Origin of the sequence: Clostridioides difficile ATCC 9689 = DSM 1296, assembly GCF_001077535.1 — a bacterium.
GTDB lineage: Bacteria > Bacillota > Clostridia > Peptostreptococcales > Peptostreptococcaceae > Clostridioides > Clostridioides difficile.
The window spans coordinates 2,645,808-2,658,586 of the sequence record NZ_CP011968.1; the positions used below are offsets into that span (position 1 = coordinate 2,645,808).

Sequence of the window (12,779 nt, forward strand, 5' to 3'; positions counted from 1 at the left end):
ATTTATATTTATATTGAGTTAATTAAAAGAAACATTTATTTTTTCTTTTATAAATTTTATAGCTTGTACAATACTCTCTTCATCTTTAAATTTTTGCTCTGCACTATATATATCTAATCCTTCTATTTCTTCAATCTCTTTAAATTTAGCCATTACTGTACGCCCTTTTAAAATTTCTCCAAACTTTATAAACCCATCTGAATCTGAAGATATAACGGCTATACTTCCTTTAGAAAAATAGCTTTTCTTTTTGCCTGTAGACACTATATCACCCTTTTTTTTAGCTCTATTTAAAGTTTTAAAATACAATTTATTCTGCTTCATTATAAATATAGTATTTAAAATATAAGCAACAAATAAAATTACTAATAATTTCATATTTATACACCTTCCAAAAATCACATTATTTTTAAATCTGTATAACAACTATAAATGCTGTACAATAGTTATATAAGGTTTTTAAGTAACACCTTTTTAAATTCTAAAAAAGTTCTACATTTACTTATCTTATTCGTTAATTTTACATCTTGGCCTATCTTTAAAACTTCTTCATAAATTTTTACTAATAAGTCTGAGTCTATCTTATTCTCACATGGAAACATTGTCATAAGAATTATTTTTATACTTCTATTTGCATATTCTATTGGTTCTTCTAAAATTCCAACTGCCATTAAAAACTTATCTGATTTTTCATTTACAGAATGAGGAAATAATAAACCTTTATCAAATACTGTGGGAGATTTTTCTTCTCTATTGACTATATTTTTTCTAAACTTCTCATCAATACATCCCAAATCCATAAGATGGTCCATCATTTTTTCTAATGAGGCAAGTATAGTCTTTTCATTTAATATCATAAATTTATCTTCATCTAACAAATTATTGATTAGTAAATTTGTAGAATTAGTAGTGTCAATATTCCCTTCTCTTAGGCACAATACTGTTTTTAATTGTTCTCTTAGTTTGTTTTCATCAAATATTGTATTTATTTTTAATACTATTGTATTTATATTTGATGTGTCTAAATCAATAGTTGTAAAAACTATATCGTATTCATCTAAGTTAATATTTCTCAAATTAAAACTTGAAAGAGTATCAATTTTAGGATTATTTCCTATCAGTTTTTCTACTCTTATTTTCAATAGTTTTGCTGTTCCTAGACCTGTACTACATATAATTGCTATTTTTTTTATTGAATAGAATCTACTGCTATTTCTTTCTAAATATCCACTGAAATGGATTGCTATATATCCAATCTCATCTTCTGAAACTTCTAAGTTATACTTTTTCTCTATTACTTTTCCTGCTATTTGTGCTAATTTAAATGGAAGTATATAATTTTGCTTAATCTCTTCTAACAAAACATTTTTTAACTTTATATTAAATAATAGCCTGTTTAAAGTAAAACTAAGATGATATCCTAGACCTACTCTTAATTCATCCTCATTTATAAAAATACCCATATCGACATATATTTGATTAAATATATTTTCCATCAACTCATCAATGTTTTTACTAATTCTACTACTATTTAAAGCACATTCTGATGCTGGTGCATTTCCACTAACTAACGGTATAGTTAAATAAATAATTTCTTCATCATTTAAAGTACATTCAAACATTCCTGATATTATATGTTTTATTTCCCTAGCAATAAAGTATTCATCATATGATTTAAGTAAATCAAACTTTACATCATAATCTTTTACTTTCTTTTCTTCTTTTACTCTATAGACTAAAACTACTATGTAGTTAATAACTTCTCTTAACATTTCATCTGTAACATAAAAATTATTTTTTTTAAATAAAGTCAATAGTTTTTCTTCTAAATTTATGATTTCTTCTTTTTTGATTCCTTTAAAATACTTTGAATTACTGAAATCTTTTCTTGAGTTTTTATACAACTGATTTAATATAAACAGTCTAATATCAAGTTCATTTCCATTTAATTTCATACCTGTATTCTGTTTTTTAATCAAGTTTAAATTATATGAAGCCAAAACTTTTTCTACATACTGGAAATCATTTACTAAAGTAGTTCTTCCTACACATATCTCATCAGCTAAACTATCAAGTGTAATAAATCCATCTAGTTCTATCAAGTAATTTAGTATAAACTCTACTCTATCTTCTTTTGAATTTAATGAAAATACATTTTTTCTATTCATATCAATAATCTTATTGAGTATCTGCTCATCTTTTATTTCTAGTTTATAGCCTTGACCCTTTATATATTTGATTACTGCTATATCATTACCTAAATCTTTATTCAATTGTTTTATATACGTCCTTACACTTCTAGTTGTGACATTCAATTCATTTGCTATTGAGTTAATACTCACAAACTCTTTTTTACTACACATAATCAATATCTTAAATATCTTGCGGTCAATAGAAGGAATTTTCTCAGTTACACTCATTTTGTATCTCCTCCTTGATTTCATTCTAGTACAAATTTGAAACCAAATTAATACATAAAATTTCACTTTAATAAAGGAAAATTTAGTATTAATCTAACTCGATAATTACAGCTAATTAATAGTATAAAAGCTAGTCTTTCATTAACAAAAAATCTTGACTAGCTTAAATTTATATTTACAATTTTATTAATTAATTCCAAGCCTTATATTGACATTAAATATTATCTCAATGCAAATACTGCAACTCCATATGCAATAATAACAGCTATTGGACCAGTTATTAAACGAGAGTAAAATAAAGCTGGAACACCATACTCTACAGTTTCTGGTTCTGCTTCTCCCAAACTTAATCCTACTGGTACAAAATCACATCCAGCTTGCCCATTTATTGCAAATAAAGCTGGAAGTGCTAAATATGCTGGTATTGCACCAAGACCAATTTGTGTACCTACAAGAGTCCCTACTACTTGAGCTATAACTGCACCAGGTCCTAGTATTGGTGATAAGAATGGAAGTGTGCAAATTACTGATATAATCAATAATCCACCAATATTACCTGCAAGTGGAGATATAACTCTTGCAATCCAGTCTCCCAGTCCAGATGCTAAAATAATTCCCATAAGCATACTTACAAATGCCATAAATGGTATTACGTTATTCATTACCATTTGGATAGTATCTCGACCTGCATCATAAAATTTTGATACTACTTGCCCTGCCCCTTGACCAATAGAAAGTATTATGTTCTTTTTAGCATATTCACCTTGTGCTTTTGACTTAACCTCATCATAATTATCAGGCTTTCTAATAGAACTCTTATTTTCGCTTTTATTTTCTTGAGATTTTTGTGGCATATCTTCCCCATCTACAACACTTATACAGTTAGGATTAACATCTGATACATAATATTCTTCTGTTATAAATTTTGCTAAAGGACCTGTTTTTCCAACTGGATTTACATTTATTGTAGGTATTTTTTTCTTTGGATAAACTCCACATCTAGCAGTTCCACCACAATCAATAATAACTACTGCTACTTCTTCATCAGAAACTCCAGTTTTAAATCCATCTACAATTTCACAACCCAGTAGTTCTTTTATTTTTAATGTTACTTCATGGATACCACCAGCAGTCATTGATAGTATCTTATTTCTATTCCCTTCTTTTTTTATATACAAAGGACCTCCCCAGCCTGAAGTTCCCTTTTCTATTTTTAATATTTTATTCTCCTCCATTTTATCTACCTCCTAAGCCTTATTTGTTGCTCTATTTTTTCTTGTTAGAAAAGCATACATTTTTTCTGTTACTATACCTCTTATAAAAATTACAATTAGACCAACTATAAAATACCACAATGCCAATGTAGTAGTTTCTTTACCTAAAGTAGTCAAACCTGCAGATATTCCCAACCATACAAAAAGTTCTCCTGCATTTGCATGTGGAAAAAGACCTGTAATTGGATGTACAAATGAAACTGCTGCATCATAAAATCCTGCTTTGTGCTCTTCTTTTAAAAATCTACCAAATGTATAGCACATAGGATTTCCCAAGAAAAATACTGATACTAATGGAAGTAGAATATATCTTGTAAAAGAGTTCTTTCCTAGCTTAGAAGCCCAATTATTAACTCTTTCCTCACCAATTATCTTAATCAAAGAGTTAATAGCTACCATTAATACAATTAGCGTTGGAAGAGTACCTGAAACAAGACCTATAAATTGTTCTCCCCCTTTCTGAAACAAACCGATAAACCACTCTGCACCTTTACTTAGACCTGTAATAACGTTTTCCATAAAATTATAACCTCCCTATAATATCTTTAAATTTTTAATTTTACTGCTTACCATAAATTTTACAAATTACATCTTTTTTCTGTACTATATGCTAATATTGTAAATGTTTTTTTATTAATATCATTTTAATATAATATTTTTGATAAATAAATACATCTTTTTTCAATTTTATAAAGGAAAAAATTGTACTAATTAGAATTTTCAGAAATATACAATTCTTATTTCGACTATATTCTAAATTCTTCTTAGAAATTTAAGAACTTATTTTTATTTCTTTTATTATTAAAATTATCTAAATCTTATAAAAATAAAAAATAGATGCTCTTTTACGAACATCTATTTCTTAATCAAATTATTTTTTAGTTTTCTTATAGATTATTTTATAGGTATATAAATATCAATTTGTGAGTTCACATTACTAGGACCTAAAAATCGTTCATCATATACTTCAAAATCATCTCTTATATCAAGTTCTTCTTTTGAACTTAAAAACCAAGTACCCCATATATATTCATAAGTTTTGTCTAAATTATCTAAGTTACCAGTATGAGTAAATATAGCATACTTTCCTTCCTTAATAGTTTTTGAAACAAATGAATTTGGAATCACATCATAACTATTAACTTCAAGTCCTATTATCTCATTAAATTCCATACTTTCACTAACTAGGTGTATTTCAGAGATTGCTTCACAGATTCCAAAAACTCTCTTTGATGGCAAAGTATTTGGGACAATATGATGTACTTTTCTGAATTTCTCCCACAAGTCAGGTAATGAATTATTTTCTAAAATTACTTTATCCTTTATACCTATTACCTTTATTTTTTCTATTTCTTTTATAACTGGTTTAATCGTTATATTTCCAACAAGATGTCTCATAAAATCTAACTCTAATTTTTTCTTTTTACCAACAAATACATCAATTCTATTTTTTCTATATTCTATAGGGCTAACCTTGTATATAGATTTAAATGCTCTGCTAAATGCTTCTGAAGATTCAAATCCACTACCAATAGCTATATCTATCACTTTTTTATCACTATATAAAAGTTCTTTTGTACTACTTACTAATCGTCTTTTTTTTATATAACTTCCTACACTCTCACCAAACATAGACTTAAATAAGCGTGTTAAATGATAATAAGAATATCCAGTTTCTTTTGCCACATCATTTACAGTTATATTTTCATGTAAATTATTCTCAATATACATTACAGCTTTTTCAAAATACTTTAAGTAATCCAATATGGCACCTCTCTTTTACTTAAACTCTTTAAATATGTAAAATAGCACTATTTTTTACTATACTAAAATATTATAACTAATTCAATACGATAAATAAAAACTTTTAGTTGATTTATATATCCTAATTATTTAGAATAATTGAATACATTTTTTATTCAATGAAATCAAAAAAGTCAGATGGTGCTTTTTCAATATTTATGTTTATCCTCTGTGTTATAGATTTAATGTCATTTTTTAAATAGTAGCTCTCCCATTTATTCTCTAGTCCACCCCATAAAATATTAAACTTTCCTATATTTAAATCCATAACTATACTTTTTAAAGTTCCAAAAAAATCATTATAGTAATTACAAAATAAGCCATTTGGATATTTTGAAGACAATAAATTCATTAACTCTTTCTCTCCAATTTTTTTAGACTTATTTATATATTCTTTAATTAATTTATATCTATGAATAGAATTTTTCATTGATTGTGGATCTAATTTATGAAGTTTATCAATATGTGTATGATTAGTAGAGTGTAAAAAATATTCTCTTTTACTTTCTAAACTGTTGATTATATTTACTTCTTTTTTCCCATCTAAAGTCTCCACAAGTGCAATGTTTCCAGACTTATCTGCAAGCAATAAATTAATATTGTATGCAATTGGCATATCTTTTAAATATTCTAATGCTTCATCTACATCTTTGCAATTTTCTAACAAATATCTAATAACAGCCCAAAACTGTAAACCTACAATTGCTGGTTTTCTTAAACCATCTGAATTGCCTACAGGAATACCACATGATGACTGACTTACACCTAAGCCACATTCATTCATACCTTCACCTCTTCCAAATTGCATAATGGTAGTACCTATATGTGCATATTTTCCATTTACCTTAGTTTTACATAAAACAAAATCCTCCATATTGTGTGAGAAATCGAAATTACGTGCAAATAGTACATGCCCATTTTCAGTTAATTCTGGTGCTAATGCAACTTGACTACAACCTGGTTTAAGATAAGTCATAGTATAATATAAAATTTGATTACAATTCACTTGAATTGCATCAGCAAAACCTTGCAATTCTTCATTAAGACCTGGACAATATTTATCAAACAACTCTATCATCTCTTTTTCTTCTTTTTTGCTTACCAGATTAGATTTATTAATCTGACCTTCTATTATCTCTGGCATATTAGCAACCAATTCTCCTAGTCTGTATCCTATCTCATAATTTGTACCACTCAATTCAATATTTCTTACTTCTAAAGTTTCCATATGTACCCCTCCTATATATCTTATAATCGATTTTATCATTCGAATTGTAATCATTCATGATATTTTGTGCTACAAGTTAAAAAAGGTCATATAAAAACAGATAAGCCTCTTTTTCATGTTTAAAATAATAAAAATATATTTAATTTCATACAAAAAAGAGTGTCTCATAAACTAAAAAGTTCATTTTGAGACACTCTTCTTATTTTAAAGAGTATAATTAAAAATAGTCTAAGTTCTACTCTTCCTTCATTTTTTTCAATAATTCTGGATTTTCAAATAAATTAAATCCTGTTAAAGCTAATATTTTTATACCATCAATTACTCTATCTTTTGCATATGAATTTATAGAAGCCTCCAAAAATTCTTTTGTATGTAGTTCTTCTCCATTTTCAGAAAACTTCATCAAAGGATGTATACATGGCATTATTTGACTTAAATTTCCCATATCTGTTGAACCTAACATTACTTGTTCATCTTCATATATTCCAAATTCCTCCATAATCTTTGTAAATATATCTACCAAAACTTTATTTTCATTTAATCCTTGGCAAGTTGGTTCAAAGTGATAAAATTCAAGTTCACATCCAGTGGCTATTGCAGCACCTCTAGCACAATTTTTCACTTTTTCTACTACTTCATCAAAGTAATTTTGTTCTTTTGCCCTTATCTCTAATCTTACTTTTCCCATATCAGGTATTACATTTGCAGCAGTTCCTGCTTCTAATATAATACCATGTATTCTCGTTCCATCTACTAATTGTTGTCTTAGTGCATTTATATTATTATATAGTAGTACTACTGCATCTAAAGCATTTATTCCGTTATATGGCTTAGCTCCTGCATGAGATGCTTTTCCAGTAAATATGAAATCTAGACCTCCTATTGCTATAATTTCAGGTGTTACACAAGTTTTTGAATTTGGATGTATCATCATTGCTGCATCATAGCCATCAAATACACCATGTTCTATCAAGTAAGGCTTTCCATCTCCAGTTTCTTCAGCAGGTGTTCCAATTATACTTACTTCTCCCTTGTAAGTATCCAGTATACTTGAAAGAGCTATTCCAGCTCCAACTCCCATAGATGCAATTAAATGATGTCCACATGCATGTCCATTGCCTGGAAGAGCATCATATTCTGCTATAAATGCTATTTTAGGACCATCTCCATTTTTCTTGGTTGCTTTAAAAGCTGTAGCCATACCTGCCAAGTTTTCCTCAACATCAAAACCCTCTTCTCTTAGAAATTCTGATATTTTTTTAGCAGATTTATATTCTTGCAAAGCAATTTCTGGTTCATCATATAAAGATTGACATAGCCCTAGAATTTTTTCTTTCTTTGAATCAGCCACTTGTATTATTCTTTCTTTCATACCAATCTTACCTCCCACTAAATTTATTTAGTAATTTTTATATTTTATTATAACTTTAATTTAACTCATGCTTATCCTCTTTTAAGTATCTATTTTCCCAAAACTCAGCATTTCTTATATCTAACTCTATAGGGTTAAAAGTTCTATCACTCCTTTTTATTCCCATCTTCTTCTGTCTTATATAATCATAATATGCCTTTATAGCTGGTTTTTTTAGTGTAAAGATGGCAATTAAATTTATATATGTTAATACACCTATACATATATCACCTAATGCCCAGCTTGTAAGTGGTTCTATAAAACAACACATTGCTGCACATGCTATAAGCATAAATCTACAGACATTAATTATGTACTTTTCATGTTTTTCTGCTTTAATTCTAGTTACTAAGTAAGATACATTAGTCTCCATCATATATGAGAAGGCTAATAAAGTTGTAAATGTAAATAATAATAAAACTATTGCTATAAAAATATCACCTAATTGTGGATGTAATGTATTTATTGCACTCTGTACATATTGTGGTCCCGGTTCTACACCTGGTAGTGCTGTGCAAACACCTGTAACATTATACATTCCTGTTATTACAATCATAATACCTGTAGCCATACATATTAATAATGTGTCTACATAAACAGAAAATGCTTGAACTAATCCTTGTTTGGCTGGATGACTTACTTCTGCTGCTGCCGCACCATAAGTCCCAGAACCTTCTCCTGCTTCATTTGAGTATATACCTCTTTTTACTCCCCAAGATATTGCTGAACCTAGCATTCCTCCAAAAACTGAACCAAATCCAAATGCAGATTTAAACATTGTTACAATAGCCTCTGGAACTAAACTAATATTTGTTATAATTATTACTAATGTCATAATAAGGTATGCTCCACCCATTATAGGTACTACTTTTTCAGCAAATAAACCAATCCTTTTAATTCCTCCAAAAATTATTATCGCTAATGCAATAGAAGATGCTACTGCTATTGTCATTTTTGAAAATCCAAATGCTTGATTCATTGCTAGATATAAAGTGTTTGATTGTGTACCAGGCATAAAAAATGTATAACTTATTATTGCAACTATTGAAAATAAAACTGAACACTTTTTCCACCCAAGACCTTTTTCAAAATAATATGGAGGTCCTCCTCTATACTGCCCATCATGCTCATCTTTATATATTTGAGCTAAAGTAGATTCTACAAATGCAGTTGCTGAACCTAATGTAGCCATTATACACATCCATACTAATGCTCCTGGACCTCCCATTGCTATTGCTACAGCTACACCAGCTATATTTCCAGTCCCTATTCTTCCAGCCATAGATGTAGCAAAACCTTGAAATGATGATATACCAACATGAGAACTATCTCCTTCAAGCAAGAGAGTAAACATTTCTTTTACATCTCTTATTTGAAAAAGTTTTAATTTCAATGAAAAATATAATCCTATACACAAACACATTGCAACTAATACGGGTGACCAAACAATTCCATTAATGGTGTTAACTAAATCGGTCACTTAACTCACCACCATTCATTTTATATTTATAGACAATAATTTAAACAGCTATATTTCAATATTTTATATAATCTTTATATTAATATATCTAAAAAATCTACCTTCTATTTATTTATATTATCTTTAATCTACAATCTACAAATATTTATTTCTAAAATCAAGAGTATTAATCATATCTAAACATAAATTTATAAAATTTTTAACGACGTGTGTTTGAATAATAATCAAACAATATAAATTGGAATACATATAATGAAAAGCCTGAAATTATTATTATATAAATAGTACAATATATATTTATTAATATATAATTAAATAGTATCTAGTTAGATTTTAAATTTTCGTATTTATTATGAGGTTTAAAATTGAGTACAACTACCATCTATTTTGAAAATCTCTTAGAATTTAAATTAAATAGGTTTATGTAGGTAAGAAAATAGATAATAATTGCCACTCAATTTTACACCTTCAGGGGTAACTTTATGTTAAAACCTAGAAAACTTGATAACATTTTGATTTTTATACTTTATTCTCTAAACATTATTATAAAACTTAATCTATTGATATTTTTTATGTTATTTATACAATCACATTCATCAAAATAAGTATTGTATTTATATATACTTAATTACCAAATTGAATATTTAAGCTTCTAATTTACTTGCTCTTCTCTTTTTAACCTTTAATATATATAAACAAGATAGTATTCCAATAACTAGAATTGCTATTTGGAATATAAATGTATATGTGTAACCTTTATTGCCATAAGTATCTATCCAGTGTCCTATTAATGCAAATTGGAATACATCTGGTGAAAATCCTAAAGCTGCAGCTATACCTATAGTAGTTGCTGAATATTTAACTGGAACTTTTACTTCATCTTGTACTGCATAATATATACCTTTTCCCATGTAACCTAATATACCTACTACAAATGTTAAAGCTATGAATATAGTCATTGGAGTTGATGCAGGTAATACTAGGAATAAAACTATTACTGCTATACCAAATACATATATTGGTAAAAGTACTTTTGTAGGAGATTTTAATTTGTCTGCACAATATCCTCCAAATGGTGCTCCAAATAATTTTAGACCATGCTGTCTTATTATTGCTAATGCACCAGATAATGCTACAGAACCTCCAAGTACAGATGTTATATATGGTGTAAAATAAGACATTGTAACTGTGAATGAATATACACAGAATATACTTATTCCTACTAGCCAAGTATTTGGTGATTTTAGTACTGTTATAAAATCACCAGCAGACATTTTTTCACCTGCTTCTTCTCTTTCTTCTTTAATATCTACATCTTTAATTACAAACCATAATACTGGACACATTGCTATTGATAATATTCCTAAAGATATCATTACCCATCTCATACCCAATGTAGGAGTTGCAAAGCATGTATAAATATATAAGAATATTGCTCCCATTACTACTCCAGAAACTCCAACCATAGCTTCATTAAATCCATAAACCTTACCTTGATTATCTTTTCCTATAACTCTAAGTATTTTTACCATAGAAGGATAGTTCATAACTAATGATGTGATTGCACAACCTACCCAAGTAGCAACTGCAAATGGATAGTTCATATTAAATGCAAATAAAAATGATACTACTCCATTAAGAAATACAGAACCTAAAATTATCTTTCTATAATCAAATCTATCTGCTAACCAGCCTCCTATAGGAGCTCCAAATATATTACCTAACCCATAAATTGTAAGTAGAAAACCTAGTTGAGTGTTTGTACATTCTAATGCTTTTAGGATTGGATCATATAATGTATATTGGATAAATGGTATAATATAAACTAATTCCCAAGATATTGCTATAATAACAAGTTGAAACATTAACTTTCCAAACTTTATACCGTTTTCTTTTTCTCCCATATTTAAACCCTCACTTTTTATATTTATTCACAAGCATAATTGAGTTCTTTTTTTATAACTTCTGCAAGTATCTCAACACCTTTAACGATTTGTTCTTCTGACATTGTTGTATAGTTAAGTCTCATAGTATTTTTTGGACCATTATTTGCAAAGAAGGACTCTCCAGAAACATAAGCAACTCCAGCATCAATGGCTTTATCTAATAAATCATCTACATTTATACTTTCAGGAAGTTCAACCCATATAAACATTCCTCCATCTGGTTCTGTATATTTAGCTTCCTCTGGGAAATGTTTCTTCATAGCATCTAACATTAGCAGACATCTTTTCTTATACTCTGCTCTTATTTTTTCTATATGTTCATTTAAGTTGTATTTCTTTAAAAATTCTATTACTTGTACTTGCGAAAATTGATTTGACTGTAAATCTATACCTTGTTTTAAAAGTTCTGCCTTATCTATGATGTCTACATTACCACACATCCAAGCAACTCTAAATCCTGGACATAATACCTTTGAAAATGACCCAAGGTACAATACTTTATCTTTAGTATCAAGAGATTTAAGTGTAGGTAGAGGTTCTGGTGTAAATCTTATTTCTCCATAAGGATTATCCTCTATTACTATGACATCATATTTATTCACGACTTCCATAAAATCTTTTCTTCTTTGTAAAGACCATGTTTTTCCTGTAGGGTTTTGAAATGTTGGTATTACATATATCACCTTTATGTTAGAATTTTCAGATAATAATTTGTCTAAATCATCTGTTACCATTCCTTCTTCATCTGTATCTACTCCTAAAAAATCACATTCATAAGGTCTAAATGCATTTATTGCACCTAAGTAACTTGGATTTTCTGTAACTACTACATCTCCCTTTTCTAATAAAATCATAGCACTTAATGCTATCCCTTGTTGTGACCCAGTAGTTATTATAATATTTTCTGCTTTTGTATCAATATTTTCTTCTTCTTTCATTCTTTTTACTAATAGATCTAACAACTCATCTTCACCTTTAGTAGGTCCATATGCTAGGGCAAATTTTCCCCTTTCATTAAGTACTTTTTGAGTTATTTCACTTATCTCTTCTATTGGAAATAAATTTGGGTCAGGAAGCCCTGCAGCAAAAGATATAACAGTTCCACCACTTGCTACCTTCTGAGCTATTTTCTTTTGAGAATCTCTTATAGCTGAAGCTTTTACCATATCCATTCTTTTTGCATATTTCATAACACTTTTTCCTCCTTAATAATAATT

Annotated in this window: 10 protein-coding genes; all 10 read right to left on the reverse strand. The window is 28.2% G+C overall.

All coding sequences use genetic code 11. The features are described from left to right. Positions 1–18: 18 nt before the first annotated feature. The gene (locus CDIF1296T_RS12750) at positions 19–378 is read right to left on the reverse strand and encodes a transcriptional regulator GutM (protein WP_009897605.1); all 360 of its coding nucleotides are present in this window, start codon (positions 376–378) and stop codon (positions 19–21) included. A 68-nt stretch (positions 379–446) separates the two neighbouring features. Continuing rightward, complete coding sequence (locus CDIF1296T_RS12755; RefSeq protein WP_009897607.1) at positions 447–2,420, reverse strand: BglG family transcription antiterminator; 1,974 nt, start codon at positions 2,418–2,420, stop codon at positions 447–449. 221 nt (positions 2,421–2,641) lie between these two features. After that, entirely contained in the window at positions 2,642–3,655 is a 1,014-nt protein-coding gene (gene srlE, locus CDIF1296T_RS12760; protein WP_004454715.1) for a PTS glucitol/sorbitol transporter subunit IIB, read from the reverse strand. 12 nt (positions 3,656–3,667) lie between these two features. After that, positions 3,668–4,213, reverse strand: a complete 546-nt coding sequence (gene srlA, locus CDIF1296T_RS12765; protein WP_003430863.1) for a PTS glucitol/sorbitol transporter subunit IIC — start codon at positions 4,211–4,213, stop codon at positions 3,668–3,670. Between the two features lie 375 nt (positions 4,214–4,588). Next, positions 4,589–5,458 (reverse strand): AraC family transcriptional regulator, encoded by an 870-nt coding sequence (locus CDIF1296T_RS12770; RefSeq protein WP_009897610.1) that lies wholly within the window; start codon positions 5,456–5,458, stop codon positions 4,589–4,591. A 151-nt stretch (positions 5,459–5,609) separates the two neighbouring features. Continuing rightward, positions 5,610–6,725: a C45 family autoproteolytic acyltransferase/hydolase gene (locus CDIF1296T_RS12775; protein WP_009897617.1), complete on the reverse strand. Its 1,116-nt coding sequence runs from the start codon at positions 6,723–6,725 to the stop codon at positions 5,610–5,612. 235 nt (positions 6,726–6,960) lie between these two features. Further along, positions 6,961–8,097, reverse strand: coding sequence for a M20 family metallopeptidase (locus tag CDIF1296T_RS12780; RefSeq protein WP_009893603.1), 1,137 nt, complete (start codon positions 8,095–8,097; stop codon positions 6,961–6,963). A 55-nt stretch (positions 8,098–8,152) separates the two neighbouring features. Beyond that, positions 8,153–9,616 (reverse strand): alanine/glycine:cation symporter family protein, encoded by a 1,464-nt coding sequence (locus CDIF1296T_RS12785; RefSeq protein WP_018112852.1) that lies wholly within the window; start codon positions 9,614–9,616, stop codon positions 8,153–8,155. A 644-nt stretch (positions 9,617–10,260) separates the two neighbouring features. Then, complete coding sequence (locus tag CDIF1296T_RS12790; protein ID WP_004454721.1) at positions 10,261–11,520, reverse strand: MFS transporter; 1,260 nt, start codon at positions 11,518–11,520, stop codon at positions 10,261–10,263. 23 nt (positions 11,521–11,543) lie between these two features. Beyond that, entirely contained in the window at positions 11,544–12,752 is a 1,209-nt protein-coding gene (locus CDIF1296T_RS12795) for an aminotransferase-like domain-containing protein (RefSeq protein ID WP_004454722.1), read from the reverse strand. Between the last annotated feature and the right edge of the window lie 27 nt (positions 12,753–12,779).

Excerpts from the sequence above, each read along its gene's own strand:
- srlA (WP_003430863.1), bottom strand. The coding sequence starts at position 4,213 with ATGGAAAACGTTATTACAGGTCTAAGTAAAGGTGCAGAGTGGTTTATC.
- CDIF1296T_RS12755 (WP_009897607.1), bottom strand. The coding sequence starts at position 2,420 with ATGAGTGTAACTGAGAAAATTCCTTCTATTGACCGCAAGATATTTAAG.
- CDIF1296T_RS12795 (WP_004454722.1), bottom strand. The coding sequence starts at position 12,752 with ATGAAATATGCAAAAAGAATGGATATGGTAAAAGCTTCAGCTATAAGA.
- CDIF1296T_RS12780 (WP_009893603.1), bottom strand. The coding sequence starts at position 8,097 with ATGAAAGAAAGAATAATACAAGTGGCTGATTCAAAGAAAGAAAAAATT.
- CDIF1296T_RS12790 (WP_004454721.1), bottom strand. The coding sequence starts at position 11,520 with ATGGGAGAAAAAGAAAACGGTATAAAGTTTGGAAAGTTAATGTTTCAA.
- CDIF1296T_RS12750 (WP_009897605.1), bottom strand. The coding sequence starts at position 378 with ATGAAATTATTAGTAATTTTATTTGTTGCTTATATTTTAAATACTATA.
- srlE (WP_004454715.1), bottom strand. The coding sequence starts at position 3,655 with ATGGAGGAGAATAAAATATTAAAAATAGAAAAGGGAACTTCAGGCTGG.
- CDIF1296T_RS12775 (WP_009897617.1), bottom strand. The coding sequence starts at position 6,725 with ATGGAAACTTTAGAAGTAAGAAATATTGAATTGAGTGGTACAAATTAT.